Consider the following 20,970-nt stretch of genomic DNA (forward strand, 5'->3'; position numbering starts at 1 on the left):
GGCCGGCCTTCTTGTACGTGTACCCCGTTTTCCACCCCCGGCCCGGCCCCGCGGGACTCGCCCCCCCCCCCCCCCCCGCCGTCGAGACCGGCGGGCCGACCGCCTTCGCGACCGTGGGGCTCGTCGAGGACGAGCAGCCGACCAGCAGGGCGGCCACCGTGGTCGCGACGAGGGCCGACAGGGCGAACGGCCTCCGGGGAGGGCGTTCATGAGCTGAGGTCGTAGAAATGTTTGGGTGCACGCATGAGTAACGCGCCGGCCCTCGCCGGAGGTTGTCTTGAAGGCGCCGAGAGATTCCAAGTCGCTCTGTGCTGAACGATTATGACGTAGCGTCAGGGCAATGGGCGATTGTCGGACATGTGTCCCGTTCTGCTGGCAGTGGGTGGTATGCCGGTGGAAAATGCGGCTAAGAGGCGGCCCGCGCACCATTCCATCAGGATGTGATCCGCATGCTTCTCACGCAGGACGACTGGTACGAGACCTCGCGCGACCTCGACTGGACCTTCTCGTACGTGGACCGTGCCGCCGCCTTCCCCGCGGAGTGGACCGGCGCCGACGGCATCCCGGAGGACGCGTGGGACGCCTGGGAGGAGCCGTTCCGTGTCTCGTACCGGGACTACGTGCGCGTCCAGCGGGAGAAGGAGTCCGGGGTCAAGGCGGTGAGCAACGCCCTTCAGCGGGCGGGGAGTTACGACCAGTTACCCGCGTCCCATGTCGCCGCCTCGCAGATGCACATGGGACTGATCACGATGGTCGAGTACATGGCCGTCACCATGCAGAGCCGGTTCTGCCGCTTCGCCCCCTCCCCGAAATGGCGCAACCTCGGTGTCTTCGGGCTCCTCGACGAGACCCGGCACACCCAGCTCAGCCTGCGCTTCTCGCACGCCCTGCTGAAGCACGACACCCGCTTCGACTGGGCGCAGAAGGCGTACCACACCAACCAGTGGGCGGTCGTGGCGGCGAAGAGTCTGTTCGACGACATCATGCTGGGCGCCGACTGCGTCGAGGCGTGTCTCGCCTCCAACCTGACCCTCGAACACGGCTTCAGCAACATCCAGTTCGTCGCCCTCGCCTCCGACGCGATGGCGGCCGGCGACGTCAACTGGTCGAACCTGCTCTCCTCCATCCAGACCGACGAGGCCCGCCACGCCCAACAGGGCTTCCCCACCCTGGAAGTGGTGATGGCCCATGATCCGCAACGCGCGCAGCGGATCGTGGACGTGGCGTTCTGGCGCGCTTCCCGGATCTTCCAGACCCTCACCGGACCGGCGATGGACTACTACACGCCGCTCGACAAACGGAAGATGTCCTACAAGGAGTTCATGCTGGAATGGATCGTCGACCAGCACGAACGGGTGCTGGAGGACTACGGGTTGAAGCGCCCGTGGTACTGGGACGACTTCCTGTACTCCCTGGACAACGGCCAGCACGCGATGCAACTCGGGCTGTGGTTCTACCGGCCCACCCTCTTCTGGAACACCAGCGCCGGTGTCTCGAAGGACGAGCGGGTCTGGCTGAACGACAAGTACCCCCAGTGGGAGGAGAATTGGGGCGTCCTGTGGGACGAGATCATCCGCAACATCAACGCCGGACACATCGACCGCACCCTCCCCGAGACACTCCCGGCCCTGTGCAGCGTCACCCAACTGCCCCTCGGCACCGCCATGTCCCGCGAGCGGCTGCACCCCGTCTCCCTCGTCCGTGACGGCCGTATCCACCACTTCGACAGCGAGATCTCCAAGTGGTGCTTCGAGCAGGAACCCGAGCGGTACGCGGGCCACCGCACGGTCGTCGACCGGTTCATCGGCGGGGACATCCAGCCCATGGACCTGCCGGGCGCACTGGCGTGGATGGGCCTCACCCCGGACGTCATGGGCGACGACACGGACGGCTACCGCTGGGCCCGCGAGTACGCCAACGACCCCAAGGCATAAGGGGATTCACCCACATGGCACTGTTCCCCATCGTCGGCAGGCTGGTCGGCGACTTCATCCCGCACCTGGTGGCCGTCGACACCGACGACACCATGGACACCGTCGCGGAGAAGGTGGCCGTGCACAGCGTCGGGCGACGGGTGGCGGCTCCGCCCGGCGTCCCCTCGTACGACGTGTACCTCGACGACCGGAAGATCGACCCGTCGGTGACGCTCGGCGAACTGTCCCTGCTGCCCCTGCAATGGCTGGACGTGCGGTTCCGTGACTGAGGAGGCCCCCGACTATGTGCCGGTGGCTCCCCAAGACGCCCTGTGGGACGGCGAGATGGAGCCCTTCGAGGTCAACGGCACGGAGATCCTGCTGATCCGCGTCGAGGGCGACTACCTCGCCTACCGGGGCACCTGCCCGCACCAGCGGCAGTCCCTCGCCGAGGGCGATCTCGACGGCACCGTCCTGACCTGTGCCTTCCACCTGTGGGAGTTCGACGTACGCACCGGCCGGGGCATCAACCCGCGCGGCTCCTGCCTCGTACGCCACGACACCCGTATCGCCGACGGCCAGGTGTACGTCAGCCGCCGCCCGTCCGACGAAAGGCCGGCACCCACCCCATGACCGTCTACGAACTCGACAGCGACGCCCCGCTCGACCCCGTGCTCGTCGGCCCGGTGCTGCGCTCCGGGCCGCTGGCGGACGCCGTCATCGAGGCGGTGTCCGACGACAACCCCGACCGTGACGTGTACGTCGTGGACCGCGACGACTACGTACGCGTCCACACCCCGCACGAGTGCCGGCTGACCCGGCGCAGTCTGGAGGAACACCTCGGCGGGACCTTCCAACTCGCCGCCCTGGAGATCGAGATGCCCTCCTTCAAGGGGCGGATGCGCTCCCGGTCGCAGGAGTACGTGTGGTTCCACAGCGAGTGACGAAGCAGCAGCCAGTGACGAGGCAGCCAGAGGCAGGGCAGTCAGTGACAAGGTCAGGAGAAGCCATGGCACAGCAGCGCGACCGGCGGCGCGCGACCCGCCTGCGTACCTGGAGCGCCTTCGGCGACCTGGGCCGCCGCCCCGGCGAATACGAAGTCCTCACCCACGGCATGAACCACACCATGGGCGCCACCCCGCTGGAACTCCCGCCCGACGCGCACGGCAACCGCTGGCTGCGCGAACACCGCGACGGCATGGCGCTGACCGTCCCCGACTGGGACGCCTTCCGCGATCCCGACCGGGTGACGTACGGCAGCTATGTGGCCATGCAGGACGACCGTGAGACGTACGTCGAGGGCCTGCTCGAACGCTTCGACGAGGAACAGCACGACGAGCGCCTGACGGCCCGTCAACTCGACCTGCTGGCACTGGCCGTGACCCCGGCCCGCTACCTGGTCCACGGCCAGCAGATGCTCTCCGCCTACCTCCAACAACTCGCCCCCGGCAGCTACATCGCCACCTGCGCCGCCTTCCAGACCGCCGACCAGCTCCGCCGCGTCCAACTCCTCGCCTACCGCACCACCCAACTGGCCCGCACCCACCCCGACCGCGCCTTCGGCATCGCCGAACGCACGACCTGGGAGCACCAACCGGACTGGCAGCCGTTCCGCCGGTCCGTCGAGGAAGCACTGGTCGCCTACGACTGGGACGTGGCGCTGGTCGCCTTCCAAATCGTGGTCAAACCGGTCGCCGACGCCGTACTCCTGCACGGCCTTGCCCGCCGCCTCGACACCGTCGGCGTCCCCCTCGACTCCCTCATCACCGACGACCTGGGGCGGGACGCCCAACGCGCGGCCCGCTGGACCCGGGCCCTGTTGAAGTTCCTGACCGACGCCGACCCCGGAAACCGGGCCGTCCTTCAGGGCCACCTCGACACCTGGGCCGGGCACGGCACCGCCATGGCCGCCGCGGGTGCCCGACTGCTGGGCACGTCGGACATCGAGGCCACGGCACTGGACGCGTGGGACGAACTCCTGGCGGTTGGCGGACTTGCCCGCCCTCGGACGTCGTAGGCATGAACTCCGAGGGCTCCGGCGTCAGTTGACGAGGCGGCGGAGCTCGGCCCCGGTGCGTTCGACGAGGGCGGGGGTGTCCGGTGGATCAGGACGGGCGCCCGCCGAACTGCCAGTTGTGGACCTCGATGTCGGCGTACCGGTCCCGGGTCAGCACGGTGCGTGCCGTCTCCGGGTCCGGTGCGCGGAGCAGCGCCGCCGTGCCCAGCCAGGTGGTGCCGTCGTCGGACAACAGCGGCCCGTACGCGATCAGTTCGTGCCGGCCGGGCGACACCGTCAGGTCTGCGGCCTGCCCGGTGCCGAAGCCGAGCACCAGGTAGCGGTTGCCGCCGGTCCGGCCGCCGGGGAAGTCCCACATGGTGCGCCCCAGGGTGTTGCGCCACCGGCGCAGCAGCACGTCCCGGTAGACACCGGCCTGGTAGTTCGGCTCGTCGAAGGCGAACGCGCGGGCGGCGGCCGGATCGGGCAGGTCGAGGATGTGCACGCTGCCGGTGGGGGTGTCGCCGTCGTCGGCCAGGGTCGGGCCCCGGGCGATCATCTCCTTCGCGTACCGGTCCATGTAGGACCAGTGCTTTTCCACCAGTTCCTCGCGCAGTGTGAGGGAATCCGGCCGGTCGCGGTGGTAGCAGAGGAACTCCATGCCCGAAGGATCTCCTCGTGGAGGTGACCGGGTCGAGCGGGTTTCCCCGCCCGACCTCCGACCAGGTCACGTGGCTCAGATCATCACGACTGGCCAGACCCCGTTCCCGGCCCACCGCCGGCATTCCGCTCGCAGGTCGTGAGGAAGTCGACGAGCGCCGCGTTCACCTCGTCCGGGCGCTCCTGCTGGGTCCAGTGCCCGCAGCCGGGCAGCTCGATGGGCGCGCGCACCAGGTTGGGCATGAAGTTCGGCAGCTGGGCGATGATGTCGCGCGCGCCGGGGAACGCGGGCACGAGGTCGCGGTCGCCGAAGATGTACAGGGCGGGCCGGGTGACGACGGCGTTGTTCCACGGTGCCGTCAGGTCCCAGTTGCGGTCGAGGTTGCGGTACCAGTTCAGGGCGCCGGTGAAGCCCCTGGAGAAACTCTCGGTCAGCGCGTCGAGATCCTCCTCGGTGAGCCACTCCGGCAGCACCTCGGGGTCCTCCATGGCCACGAGCCAGCCCTTCTCGGGGTCGACCAGCGGCTGCATGATCTCGCCGGAGGGAGAGGCCGAACCGGAGGCGGAGTAGAGGAACTTGCGGAGTGTGGTGCGGGTGTCCCGGGCGAACTCGGCGTCGGCGACGCCCGGTTGGTTGAAGTAGTTCCAGTAGAAGCGGCCCTGGAATATCTCCTGCATCATGGCCATCGGACGCTGCGTCCCCCGGTACGGCGGCGGCACGCTCAGCCCGGCCACCCCGAGCACCAGGTCCGGCCGCAGCAGCGCGGTGTGCCACGCGACCGGCGCACCCCAGTCGTGCCCGACGACGTACGCCTTCTCCTCGCCCAACTCCTGGATCAGGCCCACGACATCACCGACCAGATGGAAGATGGTGTACGCGTCGACGTCGTCCGGATGATCGCTGCTGCCGTATCCCCGCTGGTCGGGGGCGACCACCCGGAACCCCGCGTCGGCCAGCGGGCCGATCTGGCGGTGCCAGGAATGCCATGACTCCGGGAAGCCGTGCAGGAGTATCACCAAGGGGCCTTGGCCCTGTTCGGCGATGTGCAGCCGGACGCCGTTCACGTCAACGAATCGATGCGTAACCATGCGGACGAGGCTACGTGTCGTGCTCGTCGAGCCGCGTCGCGGGTTTCGGCCTATCGGCCGGGAACCTGTGCACTCTCGTCGTCCTGCTCCTGGTAGGAGTAGCGCTGCTCTTTCCAGGGGTCGGCGATGTTGTGGTATCCCCGCTCCTCCCAGAACCCGCGCCGGTCCTCGGTGAGGTACTCGATGGCGCGCAGCCACTTGGGGCTCTTGTAGCCGTACAGCTGCGGCACCACCAGGCGCAGCGGGAAGCCGTGTTCGGCGGTGAGGGGCTCGCCGTTGTGATGGGTGGCCAGCAGGGTCTGCGGAGCGGTGAAGTCGGCGAGGCGGAGGTTGGTGGAGTAGCCGTACTCCGCCCAGGCCATGACGTGCGTGACCTCCGGCGCGGGCGGGACCAGGTCCAGGACGACGGTCGCGGGAATGCCGTACCACTCGTGGTCGGTGGAGGTCGGGCCGGACGCGCAGTGCAGGTCGGCGAGGACCGTGACATGGGGCAGGGGTGCCAGTTCGTCGAACGTCCAGCTGTGCTCGGCGCCGTCGGCAGTGGCGCCGTGGACGCGCAGGTTCCAGCGCTCGGGACGGAACCGGGGGACGGGCCCGTAGTGCGAGACCGGCCAACCGTGCACATGACGCTGGCCGGGTGGGACGGGGCGGGACGCGTCGGCGGCCTCGGCCGTACCTTGTCGGTCGCTTGCCACGGGTGACGCCCCTTCTCCGCTGGTCTCCTGGTTACGGCTACCTTCCCCGAGCAGCGTAGGCGCTCACGCGGGACGGCACCGATGCCGGGTCCCGGTGCGCGTCCGCGCGTCGTCCCTCACTGGATTTCCGGCTACGGCGTCCCCGCCCACCAGGTGGTTTCGCGGTGCCGACGCCCCGGCGCGGAGTGCGGCCCGGGCCCTGTGCGCGGGGCCCGGGCCGAGCAACACCCGACCTGACCGGGGTCGCCCCGCGTCAGACGGTCGCGAGGGACACCTCGGTCGACTTGATCAGCGCGACGATCGGCGTACCGGTCCTCAGGCCGAGGTCGCCGACCGCGTCCTTGGTGATCGCGGCGGTCAGCTCACCCCCGTCGACCGTGACCTTGACAACGGCCATCGCCCCGCCGGTGGCGACATCGCTGACCGTGCCGGGCAGCTGATTGCGGATGGACACCCCCTCCACCCGGCTCGTGGCGAGCGCGACCTCGGTGGACTTCATCATGGCGCGCACGGCCGTACCCTCGGCGAGCCCCAGCTCCTTCACGGCCTCCAGCGTGATCGCCGCGGTGAGGTCCTGGCCGCCGTCGAGGCGTACCTTCACGGTCGCCATCACCGCGCCGGGCGTGACGGCCGTGACGGTGCCGGGAATCTGGTTGCGGATGCTCAAGCTCATGACGGAACGCCTCACAGAGAAAAGGTCTGGATTGCCGGATTTATTGCGACTGTGAGTCCACAAGCTAGCCGCTCCGGCCGCGCCCGTCACAGACCCCGTCGCATCCGCCACCAGGGAGTCTCCTTCGTCCTGGCAAATCCGAGGAGCCCGCGGGCAGCGACGAAGACGGTGTTCCGTCGAAGGGGCTCGGGCATCCGAGGCGATAAGGAAAATCGGCTGGCAGATGCGAGGAGAACTCGGTCTATTGCCTCGTATCCGCGTTTCGATCCGACCGTCGTGCGGGTACGGTCGTGCGGGAGGTGGTGGCCCGTGATCCAGATCGTGGAGCACGCACCGCAGGAAGGTCCCTACGCCATCGGCGCCGCGCTGGAGGCGGCCGGGCTGGCGATGCGGGTCTGCCGGACCTGGGCGGGCGACCCGGTGCCGGACACGGCCGACGACCTGGTGGGCCTGGTGGTGATGGGCGGGGCGATGGCCGCCTACGAGGACTTCCCCAGCCGTAGCGCCGAACTCGCCCTGCTGCGGGCCGCATTGGCGGCCGAGGTCCCCGTACTGGGTGTGTGCCTCGGCGCGCAGCTACTGGCCGTCGCGGCTGGCGGTGTCGCCCGGCCGGGCAACGGCACGCAGGTCGGCTGGGCCGACGTACGGATGACGGATGCGGCGCGCGCCGACGCCCTGTTCGGCGCAGTTCCCGAGCGGCTGCGGGTGCTGCACTGGCACGGCGACACGATGGACCTGCCGGCCGGGGCGACCCTGCTGGCCTCCTGCGACCAGTACCCGGTGCAGGCGTACCGGATCGGTGGCTCGGCGTGGGGCATGCAGTTCCACCTGGAGGTGGACGAGGCGGCGGTCGGGGCCTTCGCCGACGCGTTCCCGGAGGAAGCGGCCACCGCTCCCGGAGTCGTGGAGTCCGCGTCCGCCGAACTCGCCGTGCTGGCCCGTCACCGTGACGGCGTGTTCGAGCGTTTCGCCGCCTTCGTCGCGGAGCGCGCCGAGCGGACGGCGACACGCGCCTTCTTCACCCGGCGGGCGGCCACTTGGGAGGAGCAGTTCGCGGGCGACGGACCCCGGTACGCGGCGGCCGTCGACCGGATGGAACTCTGCCCCGGCCAACGTGTGCTGGACCTGGGCTGCGGCACCGGCCGTGCGCTGCCCGCGCTGCGCGCACAGGTCGGCGACGCGGGCCTCGTCGTCGGCATCGACCTCACGCCCGCGATGCTCACCGCCGCGCTCCGCGAAGGCCGCGACAAGGACGGGTGCTTGCTCCTTGCCGACGCCTGCCGGCTGCCCCTGCCGACCGCAGCAGTGGACGCGGTCTTCAGCGCGGGCCTGGTCAACCACGTACCCGACCCGGCGACGGCCCTGCGCGAATGGGCCAGAGTCACCGCTCCGGGCGGCACCCTGCTCCTGTTCCACCCCTCCGGCCGCGCCGAACGCGTCGCCCGCCACGGCCGCCCCCTCGACCCGGACGACCCCCTCGCCGAGGAGAACCTCCGCCCCGCCCTGCGGACGGCCGGTTGGGACCTGTCCTGTTACGAGGACGCCCCGCACCACTTCCTGGCGCGCGCGTTGCGCATCGCCGGGTGAACCACCGAGGCGACGCACCCATGCCCCAGGGCGCGGGCGAAACCGACGGGACCCGCACACGCGGCACGGGAGTGAGCCGCCCGCGCCTCGCCCACGCCGTGAAGCGAGCCGGTCGTAGCGAATCACGTTGCCGCGAACGATCTAGCTGGCTAGGTTCGCCCCATGGCTGATGACGAACCCACGCGGGCCGCACGCCTGCTCGATGCCCAGGCCAAGGCCGCGCTGCTCTTCACGGAGGTCGAGGAGCGCGGGCTCGTGGCGCCCGGCGAGGGGGAGCGGGCCGTCAGCGACCGGGTTCGCGACCTCGCGAACGAGCTGTTCGGCACGACCCGGCACTGGCACAAGCGGATCGTCCGCTCGGGACCGAACACGCTCGCGCCGTACAAGGAGAACCCGCCGGACCGGGTGATCGGCGCGGACGACATCGTGTTCGCCGACTTCGGGCCGATCTTCGAGGAGTACGAGGCCGACTTCGGCCGGACCTTCGTCCTGGGCGACGACCCGGTCAAGCACCGGCTGCGCGACGATCTGCCCAAGGTGTTCGCGGCCGGTCGGCGCTTCTTCGAGAACACCCCGGACATCACCGGTGCGCGTCTGCACACCGAGGTCGCCCGCCTCGCCGACAAGGCGGGTTGGGAGCTGGGCGGTTGGCACGCAGGGCACCTGGTGGGGGAGTTCCCGCACGAGACGATCGAGGGCGCGCACGTCGAGTCGTACATCACCCCCGACAACGACACGCCACTGCGCCGCATCGACAAGGCCGGACGTACCTGCCACTGGATCCTGGAGATCCATCTCGTCGACCGCGAACGGGGATTCGGCGGTTTCCACGAGGAACTCCTCACCCTCTGACAGTGATCGCGTCCCGAACTCCGGCCGCAGTCCCCATAGTTGGTCTATGGGGACTGTGACGGCGCTGTACCGGTATCCGGTGAAGCCGAGGGGTTGGGTGAGGCCGTGATCGCCGTGGCGGTCACGGAGAACGGGCTCTCCGGGGACCGGGTGTACGCCGTCCTCGACGGGACGAGTGCGGTGGGCAGCGCCAAACACCCGCGCAAGTGGGGCGAGTTGCCGCGCTGCCGGAGCCGACTCGACGACTCCGGTGTGGTCCGGGTCGTCCTGCCGGACGGCACCGCTCTTCTCACGACGGGCGATGTCGCGCCTGCGGGTGGGGGAGGCGCTGTTCCGCGTGCTCGTGCCCACACCTCGCTGCGTGATCCCCGCCCTCGGCCATGACGAACTCCCGCCGGACCGGGGCCTCATGCGCGCGGTCGCCCGGGAGTGCCGCGTCCCGGTGTTCGACCTCGGCCGGCTCTCGTGCCGCGGTGTGTACCTGGACGTACTGGAGACGGGGACGGTGCGGGTGGGGGACCCGATCGCGCTGGAGGAGGCGGCCGCGTGACAACCCCCACGAGGGGTCAGTCCTCGGTCCTGCCGAGGCGGTACTTCAAGTGGGTGGCGAGGGGAGTCTCGACCACCCTGACGGGCTCGACGCGCTGCGGTCCCGCGCCCGGGCCTTCGAAGAGCCGCAGTCCCGCGCCGAGGAGAGCGGGCACCACATGCAGTTGGAGTTCGTCGATGAGACCCTCCCCGAGGTACTGCCGCACCGTGCTCGCACCGCCCGCGATGTCGACGTTCCGGTCACCGGCGACGGCCGTCGCCCGGTCGAGCGCCCTGTGGATGCCGTCGGTGACGAACGTGAAGGTGGTGCCGCCCTCTTTGACGAGGGTCGGCCGGGGGCGGTGGGTGAGGACGAAGACCGGGGTACGGAAGGGCGGGTTGTCGCCCCAGAACTCCTCCCCGTGTCGTACATCATCCGGCCCATCACCACCGCTCCGGTCGCGTCGAACCACTCCCGCATCAACTCGGAGTCACGGTTCTCCTCCCCACCGGTCATGCCCTGGCGCTCCCGCCAGCTCGCCAGATTGTGGATCCACTCGAACAGCGGCTCGGCGCCGTCGCCGCCGGGGTTGTCGATGGTCACGTCGGTGCCGGCGATGTAGCCGTCGAGGGAGATGGCGAGATCCGCGGTCACGGTCACGATGGTGCTCCTGAGTCGTGGAGGTACTGCTGCTTCCACTCTCACGTCGATCGGGAACCGGCGCATTCGACATGCCGCCCCTTGGGGGAGTGAGGTTCCGCCCGCTGCCCGACGGCGACGGCACCGTCGAAGCCCAACAGGCGGCCCGCGCCGGTGACTTCGACGATCACCGGGCGATCGGTTGCGGAGTCGGTGAGCGGTTCCTCGGTGCCTTCCGTCATGCCGGCGACTCGTCGGGGCGCCGGTTCAGTTCGCGCGGCGCCCAGGTGAGGGTGGTGCGGTCGCGGTCGATGGTCGCGCACGGCAGCAATGGGTCGCCCTGCCGCGCGAGTTGAGGCGGGTGCGGGCCAATTCCGTTGTCCAGGTCGTCAGATCAGTCCGGCCCGGATGGCGTAGGAGACGGCGTGGGCACGGTTGCGTGTCCGCATGCGCTTCATCGCGCCGTAGAGGATGTATCTCACCGTGCGTTCGGAATAGGCGAGTTCCGTCGCGATCTCGTCGCACTGTTTTCCCTCGGCGATCAGGCGCAGTACGGCCACCTCGCGCGTGCTCAGTGCGGCCCGGGCCCGGGAGGTCGCGACGAGCTGTTCCTTCGGCGCGGTGCCACGTGCCAGAGGGGTGGAGGGCGCGGTCCCGTCCTCGCCGGCCACGGCGCGTACCGTGCGGACGAAGACGTCCGGGCTGCAGAAGTCCCACCACACGACCGCGCGGACGCCCCGGTGCTGTGCCGTGGACACGTCGGCCTGCCACAGCTTGCTCACCACCACGAGGAAGCGTGCGCCGGGTTCGTCGCACAGTGTGTGGAGCAGGTCCAGGACGGAGGCGTCCGCCACGTCGACGGCGACCACGATCGCGTCGGCCTCCCGGATCCTGGCCCGGGGCACCTCGCGCAGTCGCGGCTCCATGGCGACGAAGCCGGCCAGTCCGGCACGGACGAGGGGAGCGGGTGCGTGGATCGCCACGCGCAGGCTCTTGTCGAGTACTTGCTGAGGCATGTGCCCCCCAACTCGCAACTGGGATCGTTCACCGGGTTCGGGAGGCCGATCGTGCCACTCGCGGAGGCCGCACTTCCGTGCCACGGGTCCGTCGCCCGTGAACCGAGGGAAATCTGGCGCGAGTTGTGCGACGGGTCCTCGCGCGTCCGTCGGCCGTACGTCCGGAGGCTGTGGGTCTCCTGTGGGGCGGCACCGGATGATTCGGCGGCGACAGCCGCTGCGACCTGGGACGGAAGATCCCACCAACTCCCTGTACGGAGCGGCAAGGTTGGCGGTTTCGCCTTCCGCCGGAAACGGGGGACGCGTGACTATGCCGTGGGAAGCGCGTTCCGGCGCGCTTCGGATGCCGGAGCGTGCGTCGGGTCGAACCGGAGCGGGCCCCGCCCGGTGCCTTGCGTCGCAGCGCACCCGGAGAAGGTTCCGCCCGCGCGCTACGGCTTCCGGTGTCACCGCAGAGCCGGTGACCGTTTCTGACAACTTCTAGCAACAAAGGTGGCCGCATGATCGCGTCCATTGTCCTGTCCGCGGTGTTCGGTCTGATCCTGCTCGGGGCTGTCGCCGCACTGGTCCGGCGCAGGCGCGTTTCCCGGTCCGGACAGGCCCGTACAGCGCCACCGGTCGCCACCCGCAAGGCACTTGAGACGGTCGCCCTGGGCCTGAGTGTCCTGGCCGCTGGGCGCACCCGCGAGGGCCGCCCGCTACCGGAGGCACATGTCCTCGTCCATTCCGGGCAGCGACTGACGTTACGGCTCGCCGGGGCCGACGCGCACCCGCCGACGCCCTGGACGGCGGACGTCTCCGAGAAGGAGTGGTGGGTGCAGACGGCGCTCCTGCGCCGCACCGGCAAGGGGTCGGACGGACCCACCCACCCGTACTCCCTGACCGTCACCCTCGGCCTCCACGGAGGCGAAAGAGTGCTGGTGGACCTGTCACGGCTGCGCGGGCCGATCGCCCTGACGGGAGATGACGACGATGTCCTGCGCCTGGCTCAGGCCCTCATCTCCGAAGTCGTCTCGGGGCCGGTCGGGACCCTCGCGACCGTCGTGCTGGTGGGTTCGGCGGCCACTCCCTCGGTGACCGACGGGCTGAGCGCGCGATCCGCCCGTCTGCACACCGCGGTCACCCGGGGCGAGGCACTGGCCGTCGGTGAGAACAAGTCGTCCGCGGGCGGCCACGGAGCATCGGCCCTGCAGACCCTGCTCCTGGGCGGGGACAGCGGCGCGGCCGGCGCCGGGACGCATGCCCGTCGGCTCTTCGTGGTGACCGCGGCCCAGTACCGCAACGAGAGATGGGGAGACACGCCGTTGCGCGGGACGGACGCGCTCCTGGTGCTCGGCTACATCCCCGCCCTGGAGTGGAACTTCCAGGTGAGGGCCGACGGCTCCCTGAACACCGGCCGGCTCGGTGTACTGATCGACACCCACGCCGCCCTCCTCGCCTGACCCGCGCGGCCAAGACGTGGACCTGGCCTCGGCGGGCGGGGTCCACGGGGCGACCGCCGGGGCGCGGCCACCCGCGAACACGTGAACTCACCGCAGACCCAACGGTGTTGCTCCGCCGGAACCCCCGGCCGCGCGGTCTGCCACCGTGACGCGGCGGGCAAGGCTGCCGTCCAGCCAGGCCGCGGCCAGTTCCGCCCGGGAGCGGCACCCGGTGCGCTGGAAGAGCTGAGTGAGCCGGCGCTCCACGGTCTTCTCGCTCCACGTGAGCCGCGCCGCGATCTGCCGGTTGGTGGCCCCCTCGCTGACCATCGTGGTCAGCTTGACGTCCTCCTCGCCGAACCCGTCGTAGGCCGGACGCGTCCTCGGCAGTCCGAGGGTCCGGCGCCGCGTCATATGACCGAGTGTCGTGCGGGTGGCTCGGCCGATCCCCAGAGACCGCGCGATCCGCGAAGCCTCGGCCTGCCACGGTTCGGACTCGTCGCCGATCTCCATCAGGCACAGGCAGCAGAGCAGGCCCAGGTAGGCGTCGCCCCGTCGGCGCACCGACCGGAGTGCGGCCAGCGCGCTGTCCGCGTCGCCGTGCACCAGGCCGCGGCCGAAGAGCATCGCCTCGCGGGTCATGGGAGAACCCACCACCGCGTGCAGCGCCTCCAGTTCGTCCAACGCCTCCGGCATGGCCTGCGGCAGGCCCGCCACCAGGGCGAAGGAGACGTACCGCAGGAGCACCTTCTCCGTGCCCGCGTGCAGACCGTGCTCGCGAGCCCGTCGTACGTCCCTGAGGGCCGCCGCCAGCGCCTCCTCCCGCTGCCCCGACCAGTACCGCAGGCCCAGCCTGGCCCAGGCGACCAGCGGGTGCGACACGGTGTCCGGAATCAGCTCCAGCCAGGTCCGGGCGAGCCCCAACTCCCCACGGGTGCAATGGATTTCGGCCGCGAGTGCCCGGGCGGGGTGTGCCGCGCCCGCCGTCGTACCGCGGGTCCGGCTGCGCGCCTCGATCCGGCGGGCGGACACCAGGGCCCGGTCCCAGTCGCCTTCGAGGTAGTCGCCGACCATGGCGTGGTACCAGGCGGCAGTGCTGTTCCCCGCCCCGGCGTACCGGTCACCGAGAACGGCGGCCAAGGCGCCGGCCAGGTCCGCGTGGACGGCCGCGGTCTGCAGCCGGTCCAGCTTCGGTGTGCTGTCCCCATCGGGCGGCAGGGTGCGCAGAGCGGCCGACAGGTCGGCGCGGCTGCCCGCTGCGGCGGAGAGCAGCCGCAGTTCCGTCGGGGACGGCAGTGACCCGGACTCCGTCCGCAGTTCGCCGGTCGACGGCCGGTCGGTCTCGCCTCCCGGCGGAGAAGTCACCGGACCGAGCCCGAACGGACCGGCCAGTGCCGCGAGTTGGGCCACGACAGGCTCCCGGCCCCCGACCTCGCGAGCCGGGGCTCCGGCATCCCGGACGGACGGCAACTGGTGCTCGTGCAGCGCCGCCAGCGCCCACACCCCGGTGACGAAGTCCAGGCAGTCCCCATCGGAGTCGGCCGGTGACGCGGCCAGGTGGGCGAACAGCGGTGCGCCCAGCGCCAGCGCACCGGTGTGGTCGGCGTGGCGCAGGCTCAACTCGGCGGACTCGCGCAGCACTTCGGACGTCCGGTGGTCCTGCGGCGGCAGGCGCCGCAGGGCCGAGGAGTAGGCGCGGACCGATCGGGGCCAGTCCGACCTGGCGTCCGTGCGCGCTGCCGCGAGCAGCACATCCACCGCGAGGGCGTCGTCCAGTTCGGCCCCGGCGGCCGTCACGTGTTCGGCCAGGCGGGGGTAGCAGCTGCCCGCCGTCTCCGCACCGAGCCGATCGGTCAACGACCTGGTGATCAGGGCGTGCAGCGACGACACGTCATGGTGGGTGGGCAGTGCGCGCAGCGCCGCCGCGAGTGCCGGAACAGCGAACGCGATCCGGCCGTCCCCGTCCACGGTCAGAATCCCGTCTTTCACCAGAGGGGTGAGCGCCCGGTCGACGAGGCCGGCCCGCCGCGGACCCCCCGGCTTCAGCCGGAGCAGCTCGTCCAGCCGTATCTCGGCGTGTTCCAGGTTGCGGGCCACCGCCGCCGCGGCGTCCAGGTCGACGGTGTCCGGCGGCGAACCCGGCCAGCAGAGGCGGCTCAACTCCGTTGCGTCGGTGGTGAGTCGTAGTGCTCTCTCCGGTTCGGTCAGGCAGACATGGCCGCCGAGTTCCAGGAGGTCGCCGTGTTCGCGCAGCGCGTCGAGCACCGACAGCACGGCCTCGGGGATGCCTGCCATCGGGCCCAGCGCGCCCAACACCGCTGTCACGAGGGCGGGTTCGACCGGGCGGCCGAGTTGCCCTACGACGAGGGCTTCGATGTCGGAGGGCCGCAGCGGCGGCAGTTCGAGCAGCCGGTCGGCCGCCGCCGTCAGTGGCGAGGCGCCTTCGGCTCCGGGGCGGATCGGCCGTCCGGCCATCACCATCGGTACGCCGGCCGGGCGGAAGACGCGCAGCAGCAGACCGAGGGCGGATGCCGTCGGCCGGGGCATCCGTTCGACGTCGTCGACCACCACCGCGAACGGGATGTGGGCCGCCGCGTCCGTGAGGATCTCGCTCAGCACGGACAGCAGGGCCAACTCGCCGTCCTGGCCGCTGGTTTGGAGCCGGATCCGGCGGACCGCACCGACGCGGACCGGGCTGCGACGGTCGTGGAACTTGGCGAGCACCGAGTGGACGCCGTCGGCCAGGGCGGCCGCACCGGGCGGGCTCTCACCGTCGTGACAGCGCAGCCGTAGGACCTTGGCGCCTTCCTCGGCCGCCATGTGCCGGGCCCGCTCGACCACGGTGGTCTTGCCCGACCCGGGTCCTCCGACGACCAGCAGGGTACGGGCCGAGGTGCCGGTGGACCGCAGTGTCTCCACGACGTCCCGGATCTCGCTGTCCCTGCCGATGACAGGTCCGCATTCCCGCACGTCCACCCCTTCCGGGTCCGGTACTTCGCGTGTGAACGGCGGGCAGGAGCCGGATGTTCGTGGCGGTGTGCGTCCCGTTCCTGCCGTCCGTCGGAAAGGGCGATGTGAATGTGATCATAATGTGGATGGGGGGCCGGATTCCGGCCACGGGGCCGATTGGAGACGCCAGGAGCATGCGGGCTCGTCACCGCTCGTCCGGCACGTGTCGTCGAAGAGAGTGCGGTGGACTGTGAGTGCTCCGTCCGACAACTCCTGGTTGGCCCACGGCGGTTTGGCTGCGGGCCCCGGGATCGGTCATCTGACCGGTCGTGAGCGGGAGTTGGACGAAGCCGGTGGCTGGCTGCGGGATCCCGGCGGGCCGCGTCTGGTGCTGGTCCGGGGTGAACTGGGCGTCGGCCGCACCGAGTTCGTGCACGCGCTCGGTGAACGGCTGCGCACGGAGGGGGTGTTGGTCCTCGCGGTGGGCTGTGTTCCGGGCGACGGCGCACAGCCGTTCCTGCTGGCGCTGCGGCTGGTGATGGTGTTGGAGGAACGCCGGTCCGCGGAAGCGCTGCGGGCGGCCGGGCGCGGTGACGGGACGGCGATGGCCGCACTGCTGCGCCTCGCTCTGGCGCGGTCCGCGTCCGTGGTCGTGGTGCTGGACGACCTCCAGCACGCCGACGCCCATTCGCTGGCCCTGCTCGGCGGAACCGACTTCGCACGGGTGCCGTCCGGTGTCCGAGTGGTGGCCTCGGCCGTGGGGCGCGGCGGGCGGGACACGGGCGGGGCGAGCGGGAGCACATCCGGTGCCCGGAGGGCCGTAGAAGAGGGCCGGACGTTACGGCAGCACGGTGCGGGCGCAACCGTGGAAGAGCTGGCGGACGCTCAGGGGGCCCGCTCGATCGTGTTGCCCCGCCTCGGGTCGGACCAGACCGGCGCCATGGTGGCGCGGCGGTTGGGGGCGACTCCCGACGCTGGTCTGGCCCGGCGCGTGCGCGCCCTCACACGGGGGCTGCCCGGGGCTGTCGACGCGCTGCTCACAGAGTGGTCGCGGCAAGGGGCGATCAGGGTGGCGGACGGCCATGCCTTCGTGGGGGTGCGGACGCCGACGCCGGTGTTGCCGGAGAGTGACCGGTTCGTACGGGCCCTGGACGGGCTGAGCGAGCCGTGTCGAACGGTGGCGGGGGCGCTGAGCGTTCTGTGGCCGCTGGGCGGACGCGCCGTAGAACTGATCGCGGAGTCGGCCGGGCTGTCCACCGACGAGGCACGCGGCGCCATCGGCGAACTGATCGACGCCGAGATCGTCGAAGAGTCGCCCGGGCCCGACGGTACGGCGGCAGGAGGCTGGACGTTCCGTGTTCCGCTGGCGGCACACGCCGTCCGTGAGCGGCTCGGGCCGCTGGAACGCAGCCGGTTGTCCGCCACGGCGGTGGAGACACTGTGGGCGGACGCGGACGCGGCGGTCACCGCGTTCGGGGCGAAACCACCGGCGACACCTCTGCTCGACGACCTGGACGCGGTGGCCTACCTGGCGGACCGGATCGCGGAAGCGGGGACCTTGGTCGAACGGGGCCGCGCGGTCGCGGAGTTGACGGGCGCCGCGGATCGTCTGCACCCCGATCCCGAGGGCAGGGGAATGCTTCGGTGGTGCCGGGCCGCCGCCCACCTCGTCGAGCGTCCCGCCGACCGCGTCCCGGCCCTGCAGCGGTACGCCGTCGCCGCCTATTTCGCCGGGGACTTCCGGACCGCGCGGACCATCGCCGAGTCGATCCTGCGGGACCGCCCGGACATCCTCGGACGGCTCGAACTGCAGGAGACCGCCAGCCTGTTCACGGTGGCGACGGCCAACGACCTGGACTGGCGGGCGCTTTCGCGACTGGCGACGGAACAGTGGTGGGACGAACTGCGGTTGCCCGTCCTGGCCGCCACCACCGGCCGGGCGCTGGCCCTGTGTCTCCTGGCGAGATGGCGCGAAGCGCTGGACCTCCTGGTACGGACGGAACCGGTGTGGAGCACCGACGTCCGCGCCGCCGCCAACCCCGACTGCTTCCGCGCCGCGGCGGAACTGGCGCTGGGCAGACCGGAGCGCTTCAGACGCTCACTGGCCATTCCGGAAGCGCCGCGCGTCGGCCCCGACCACGCGTACACACTGACCGTCGCCAAGTTCGACGAGTTGCTCAACGGCGGCGACCTGCACGCGGGGGAGTTGCTCCTGGCGGCTCAGGGCCTGGCCCCCGAACTGCTGCCCCGGCACAGTCAGTTCCTCCGGCACCACCTCCGGGGCGAGTGGGACAAGGCACTGGAACCGGCCCGCTGGATGCTGGCCAACAACGGGATCCATACGGCGGCGATCGACCACTATGTGGTTCCCGCACGAACCGCGGCGATCCTCCTCGCCCGGGGCCGCGTCACGAGCGCCCGCCGCCTGATCGACAGCGTGCGCGTCGAGGGGGAGGGCCCACCGGAGTACTCACTGGACGCCGGTCAAGCGGAGATACTGCGGAGCCTCGGCGATCCGACCGGTGCAGAGAGGACACTGCGGCGCGGCCTGGACGCGGCGGAGGTGCACGGGCAGATCGCCGGTACAGACGAACTCTGGGCCGCCCTCGCCGAGTTGCTCGCTGACTCGGGACGTACGGCCGAGGCGGTGACCTGCCTGGAACGCCTGGAACGGATCTCCGACCGGATGGGCACCGGCAGGACCCGGCTGAGGTACCTGACGGCGTCGGCCCGGGTCCTACGGCCGGACAGTCCCGTCACCGCCGGGGAGAACGTACGGGAGGCCGTGGGACTGGCACGCTCGCGCAGCCAGCCGTTCGAGACGTCGGTGACCCTCGTCGCCGCCGTCGACGTCGGTGGCGGCCCACCCGCACTGCTGCGCGAGGCGTACGAACTCTTCGGGGAGAGCGGTGCCGTACTGGAACGCTTCCACACCCGGGCCGCGATGCGCGCGGCCGGGATCACCGTGCCCGGCCGCAGACAAGCCACCGTCGAGAGCGAGCAGTTGCTCGCGACCCTGATCGCCGAAGGCCTGACCAACCGGCAGATCGCCACGGTGCTACGGCTCACCGAGGACGCGGTCGCCAACCGGCTGTCCCGGCTGTTCGCCCGCACCGGACTGCGGTCCCGCACGGAAGTCGTCACGGCTGTCCTCACCGGTTATGGCGCTCGCGGGCTCGTCATAGATGCGTAGGTTCTGTGCCGTGGCCGGGGCTTGTGGAGCGCCCGAGTCCGGCCCCGCCCATCTGGTTTGAACGTTCAAACGGGTGCGGTTAAAATGTGACCATGACGACGCCACGCTGGCTGGATGCCGAGGAGCGGCGAGCCTGGCTCGCCTACGTCGAGTTCTCCACCCTCCTCTCCGACCACCTGAACCGTCAGCTGCGGCGCGACGCGGGGATGACGCACTCCGACTACATCCTGCTCGCGCACCTCTCCTCGATTCCGCAGGGCACCCTGACCATGTCGGAGCTGGCCGAGCGCCTCAAGATCACCCGCAGCCGGCTGACCCACGCCGTGACCCGCCTCCAGGAGGCCGGCTACCTGGACCGCTACGAGGACCCCGAGAACCGGCGCAGCCAACTCGCCGCGCTCACCGCGCAGGGCCGCGAGTTCCTGGAGCGCGCGGCCCCCGGCCACGTCGAGGCCGTCCGCCGCGCGGTCTTCGACGCGCTGACACCCGAGCAGGTACGCCAGTTCGCGGAGATCGGCGAGGCGATCAACGCCGCGCTCCACCGCGAGGAGGACGCCGGGGACGACCAGGAGGCGTTGCCGTGGCGTCGGCGGTAGGGGCGCGGGCAGACGTGAACTCGCCCCGCTAACCGACCAGTTCGCGTACGAGCGCGGCCACCTGCTCCGTCTCGATCAGGAACCCGTCGTGGCCGTACGGCGACTCGATCAGACGGAGACGGTCCGCAGTAGGGATTCCGGCCGCCAACTCGGCCTGCTGGTACGGCGGATAGAGCCGGTCGGAGTCGACCCCGGCGACAAGGGTCCTGGCCGTCACCCGGCGCAGCGCGGCACGCGGGTCACCCCGGTCGCGGCCGATGTCGTGGCTGTTCATGGCCTCGCAGAGGGTGACGTAACTGCCCGCGTCGAAACGGCGGACCAACTTGGCGGCGTGATGGTCAAGATACGACTCGACCTGATACCGGCCGCCGCCCCACGGGTCCTCCGCCTCCTGTGCCGTACGGCCGAAACGGACCGCCAACTCCGGCTCGCTGCGGTAGGTGACGTGGGCCAGACGCCGGGCCAGGCCGAGTCCCGCGTGGGGGCCCCGGCCGGTGTCGTGATAGTCGCCGCCGTGCCAGTGCGGGTCTGAACGGATCGCGCGGAGCTGGATGTTGGTCCACGCGATCTGCTCGGCGCTGGCCGACGCGGTGGTGGCGAGCAGCAGGAGCGCGTCCGTCCGCTCCGGATATGCCACGGCCCACTCCAGTGCCCGCATCCCACCCATGGACCCACCGACCACCAACGCCCAACGCTCGACGCCCAGTTCATCCGCGAGGCCTGCCTCTACGGCAACCTGGTCGCGCTGTGTCAGGAACGGGAAGCCCCCGCCCCACCGCCGCCCGTCCGGGCGGAGCGAGGACGGCCCGGTACTGCCCTGACAGCCGCCGAGCACGTTCGGAGCGACGACGAACCACCGCTCAGTGTCGAGGACTTGACCGGGTCCGACGAGCGCGTCCCACCAGCCGGGAGTGGGGTGGCCGGGTCCCGCGGGCCCGGCCACATGACTGTCGCCGGTGAGCGCGTGCAGTACGAGCACGGCGTTCGAGCGGTCCGGTGCGAGCCGCCCCCAGGTCTCGAACGCCAGCCGCACACCGGGCAGTTCACCACCCGCCTCCAGGGCGAGGGGCTTCTCCCGGGCGTGCCACTGGCGGCGCCCGGGCGGATCCCCCTCCCGCCAGGCCCCGGAGGCCGCCGGAAGGGGGACCGCTGACGGCATCGG

At 71.0% G+C, this 20,970-nt stretch carries 20 protein-coding genes and 1 pseudogene; 12 read left to right on the forward strand and 9 right to left on the reverse strand.

Features of this window, described 5'->3' with window-relative positions; genetic code table 11:
• Positions 1-449: 449 nt before the first annotated feature.
• The 5 genes from ACFWP5_RS27230 to ACFWP5_RS27250 all read left to right on the forward strand — a co-directional run bounded on the left by ACFWP5_RS27230 (position 450) and on the right by ACFWP5_RS27250 (position 3,930).
• On the forward strand, positions 450-1,934 hold the full coding sequence (locus tag ACFWP5_RS27230) for a toluene monooxygenase (protein WP_384161780.1): 1,485 nt from the start codon (positions 450-452) through the stop codon (positions 1,932-1,934).
• Between the two features lie 14 nt (positions 1,935-1,948).
• Positions 1,949-2,203: a toluene-4-monooxygenase system B family protein gene (locus ACFWP5_RS27235; RefSeq protein WP_033279816.1), complete on the forward strand. Its 255-nt coding sequence runs from the start codon at positions 1,949-1,951 to the stop codon at positions 2,201-2,203.
• The gene (locus ACFWP5_RS27240) at positions 2,196-2,546 is read left to right on the forward strand and encodes a Rieske 2Fe-2S domain-containing protein (protein ID WP_384161783.1); all 351 of its coding nucleotides are present in this window, start codon (positions 2,196-2,198) and stop codon (positions 2,544-2,546) included. Before ACFWP5_RS27235 ends, ACFWP5_RS27240 begins: the two co-directional genes overlap by 8 nt.
• Positions 2,543-2,857, forward strand: coding sequence for an MmoB/DmpM family protein (locus ACFWP5_RS27245; protein WP_384161786.1), 315 nt, complete (start codon positions 2,543-2,545; stop codon positions 2,855-2,857). Before ACFWP5_RS27240 ends, ACFWP5_RS27245 begins: the two co-directional genes overlap by 4 nt.
• 65 nt (positions 2,858-2,922) lie before the next feature.
• On the forward strand, positions 2,923-3,930 hold the full coding sequence (locus ACFWP5_RS27250) for a toluene hydroxylase (RefSeq protein WP_384161789.1): 1,008 nt from the start codon (positions 2,923-2,925) through the stop codon (positions 3,928-3,930).
• An 88-nt stretch (positions 3,931-4,018) separates the two neighbouring features.
• Here the strand turns inward: ACFWP5_RS27250 and ACFWP5_RS27255 are convergent, their stop codons facing one another.
• From ACFWP5_RS27255 to ACFWP5_RS27270, 4 genes are all read right to left on the reverse strand, one after another.
• Positions 4,019-4,570, reverse strand: coding sequence for a YciI family protein (locus ACFWP5_RS27255; protein WP_384161791.1), 552 nt, complete (start codon positions 4,568-4,570; stop codon positions 4,019-4,021).
• A gap of 83 nt (positions 4,571-4,653) precedes the next feature.
• The gene (locus ACFWP5_RS27260; RefSeq protein WP_384161794.1) at positions 4,654-5,658 is read right to left on the reverse strand and encodes an alpha/beta fold hydrolase; all 1,005 of its coding nucleotides are present in this window, start codon (positions 5,656-5,658) and stop codon (positions 4,654-4,656) included.
• 50 nt (positions 5,659-5,708) lie between these two features.
• Positions 5,709-6,353 (reverse strand): molybdopterin-dependent oxidoreductase, encoded by a 645-nt coding sequence (locus ACFWP5_RS27265; protein ID WP_384161797.1) that lies wholly within the window; start codon positions 6,351-6,353, stop codon positions 5,709-5,711.
• Between the two features lie 253 nt (positions 6,354-6,606).
• A complete protein-coding gene (locus tag ACFWP5_RS27270) occupies positions 6,607-7,026 on the reverse strand; it encodes a molybdopterin-binding protein (RefSeq protein ID WP_384161800.1) in 420 nt (139 codons plus the stop codon).
• Between the two features lie 309 nt (positions 7,027-7,335).
• Here ACFWP5_RS27270 and ACFWP5_RS27275 point away from each other — a divergent pair, with 309 nt between their 5' ends.
• The 4 genes from ACFWP5_RS27275 (at position 7,336) to ACFWP5_RS27290 (ending at position 10,015) form a co-directional block, all read left to right on the forward strand.
• Entirely contained in the window at positions 7,336-8,613 is a 1,278-nt protein-coding gene (locus tag ACFWP5_RS27275; RefSeq protein WP_384161803.1) for a methyltransferase domain-containing protein, read from the forward strand.
• 162 nt (positions 8,614-8,775) lie between these two features.
• Complete coding sequence (locus tag ACFWP5_RS27280) at positions 8,776-9,465, forward strand: M24 family metallopeptidase (RefSeq protein WP_384161806.1); 690 nt, start codon at positions 8,776-8,778, stop codon at positions 9,463-9,465.
• Between the two features lie 93 nt (positions 9,466-9,558).
• Entirely contained in the window at positions 9,559-9,849 is a 291-nt protein-coding gene (locus ACFWP5_RS27285; RefSeq protein WP_384161809.1) for a hypothetical protein, read from the forward strand.
• Complete coding sequence (locus ACFWP5_RS27290) at positions 9,827-10,015, forward strand: hypothetical protein (protein WP_384161812.1); 189 nt, start codon at positions 9,827-9,829, stop codon at positions 10,013-10,015. The genes ACFWP5_RS27285 and ACFWP5_RS27290 overlap by 23 nt, the downstream gene beginning before the upstream one ends.
• 16 nt (positions 10,016-10,031) lie before the next feature.
• Here the strand turns inward: ACFWP5_RS27290 and ACFWP5_RS27295 are convergent.
• The 3 genes and pseudogenes from ACFWP5_RS27295 to ACFWP5_RS27305 all read right to left on the reverse strand — a co-directional run bounded on the left by ACFWP5_RS27295 (position 10,032) and on the right by ACFWP5_RS27305 (position 11,649).
• Positions 10,032-10,654: pseudogene (locus ACFWP5_RS27295) on the reverse strand (dihydrofolate reductase family protein).
• A 41-nt stretch (positions 10,655-10,695) separates the two neighbouring features.
• Positions 10,696-10,875: a hypothetical protein gene (locus tag ACFWP5_RS27300; protein WP_384161815.1), complete on the reverse strand. Its 180-nt coding sequence runs from the start codon at positions 10,873-10,875 to the stop codon at positions 10,696-10,698.
• 147 nt (positions 10,876-11,022) lie between these two features.
• On the reverse strand, positions 11,023-11,649 hold the full coding sequence (locus tag ACFWP5_RS27305; protein ID WP_384161818.1) for a response regulator transcription factor: 627 nt from the start codon (positions 11,647-11,649) through the stop codon (positions 11,023-11,025).
• Between the two features lie 500 nt (positions 11,650-12,149).
• On the opposite strand from ACFWP5_RS27305, the gene ACFWP5_RS27310 reads away from it, so the two are divergent.
• Positions 12,150-13,091: a hypothetical protein gene (locus ACFWP5_RS27310; protein WP_384161821.1), complete on the forward strand. Its 942-nt coding sequence runs from the start codon at positions 12,150-12,152 to the stop codon at positions 13,089-13,091.
• Between the two features lie 87 nt (positions 13,092-13,178).
• Here ACFWP5_RS27310 and ACFWP5_RS27315 read toward each other — a convergent pair whose 3' ends face one another.
• Entirely contained in the window at positions 13,179-16,040 is a 2,862-nt protein-coding gene (locus ACFWP5_RS27315; protein WP_384161824.1) for an AAA family ATPase, read from the reverse strand.
• A gap of 229 nt (positions 16,041-16,269) precedes the next feature.
• On the opposite strand from ACFWP5_RS27315, the gene ACFWP5_RS27320 reads away from it, so the two are divergent.
• Together ACFWP5_RS27320 and ACFWP5_RS27325 are read left to right on the forward strand one after the other, a co-directional pair.
• Positions 16,270-19,212: an AAA family ATPase gene (locus ACFWP5_RS27320; RefSeq protein WP_384161827.1), complete on the forward strand. Its 2,943-nt coding sequence runs from the start codon at positions 16,270-16,272 to the stop codon at positions 19,210-19,212.
• A gap of 92 nt (positions 19,213-19,304) precedes the next feature.
• Entirely contained in the window at positions 19,305-19,808 is a 504-nt protein-coding gene (locus ACFWP5_RS27325; RefSeq protein ID WP_384161829.1) for a MarR family winged helix-turn-helix transcriptional regulator, read from the forward strand.
• A gap of 28 nt (positions 19,809-19,836) precedes the next feature.
• On the opposite strand, the gene ACFWP5_RS27330 is transcribed toward ACFWP5_RS27325, so the two are convergent.
• Positions 19,837-20,967, reverse strand: coding sequence for a homoserine O-acetyltransferase (locus ACFWP5_RS27330; RefSeq protein WP_384161832.1), 1,131 nt, complete (start codon positions 20,965-20,967; stop codon positions 19,837-19,839).
• Positions 20,968-20,970 lie beyond the last annotated feature (3 nt).

The sequence above is a fragment of the Streptomyces sp. NPDC058469 genome, assembly GCF_042721125.1.
GTDB lineage: Bacteria > Actinomycetota > Actinomycetes > Streptomycetales > Streptomycetaceae > Streptomyces.

What these genes read in the sequence shown, in the direction of transcription:
- ACFWP5_RS27230 (WP_384161780.1), top strand. Translation starts at nt 450, where the DNA reads ATGCTTCTCACGCAGGACGACTGGTACGAGACCTCGCGCGACCTCGAC.
- ACFWP5_RS27235 (WP_033279816.1), top strand. Translation starts at nt 1,949, where the DNA reads ATGGCACTGTTCCCCATCGTCGGCAGGCTGGTCGGCGACTTCATCCCG.
- ACFWP5_RS27245 (WP_384161786.1), top strand. Translation starts at nt 2,543, where the DNA reads ATGACCGTCTACGAACTCGACAGCGACGCCCCGCTCGACCCCGTGCTC.
- ACFWP5_RS27250 (WP_384161789.1), top strand. Translation starts at nt 2,923, where the DNA reads ATGGCACAGCAGCGCGACCGGCGGCGCGCGACCCGCCTGCGTACCTGG.
- ACFWP5_RS27255 (WP_384161791.1), bottom strand. Translation starts at nt 4,570, where the DNA reads ATGGAGTTCCTCTGCTACCACCGCGACCGGCCGGATTCCCTCACACTG.
- ACFWP5_RS27260 (WP_384161794.1), bottom strand. Translation starts at nt 5,658, where the DNA reads ATGGTTACGCATCGATTCGTTGACGTGAACGGCGTCCGGCTGCACATC.
- ACFWP5_RS27270 (WP_384161800.1), bottom strand. Translation starts at nt 7,026, where the DNA reads ATGAGCTTGAGCATCCGCAACCAGATTCCCGGCACCGTCACGGCCGTC.
- ACFWP5_RS27280 (WP_384161806.1), top strand. Translation starts at nt 8,776, where the DNA reads ATGGCTGATGACGAACCCACGCGGGCCGCACGCCTGCTCGATGCCCAG.
- ACFWP5_RS27300 (WP_384161815.1), bottom strand. Translation starts at nt 10,875, where the DNA reads ATGACGGAAGGCACCGAGGAACCGCTCACCGACTCCGCAACCGATCGC.
- ACFWP5_RS27305 (WP_384161818.1), bottom strand. Translation starts at nt 11,649, where the DNA reads ATGCCTCAGCAAGTACTCGACAAGAGCCTGCGCGTGGCGATCCACGCA.
- ACFWP5_RS27310 (WP_384161821.1), top strand. Translation starts at nt 12,150, where the DNA reads ATGATCGCGTCCATTGTCCTGTCCGCGGTGTTCGGTCTGATCCTGCTC.
- ACFWP5_RS27325 (WP_384161829.1), top strand. Translation starts at nt 19,305, where the DNA reads ATGACGACGCCACGCTGGCTGGATGCCGAGGAGCGGCGAGCCTGGCTC.
- ACFWP5_RS27330 (WP_384161832.1), bottom strand. Translation starts at nt 20,967, where the DNA reads ATGCCGTCAGCGGTCCCCCTTCCGGCGGCCTCCGGGGCCTGGCGGGAG.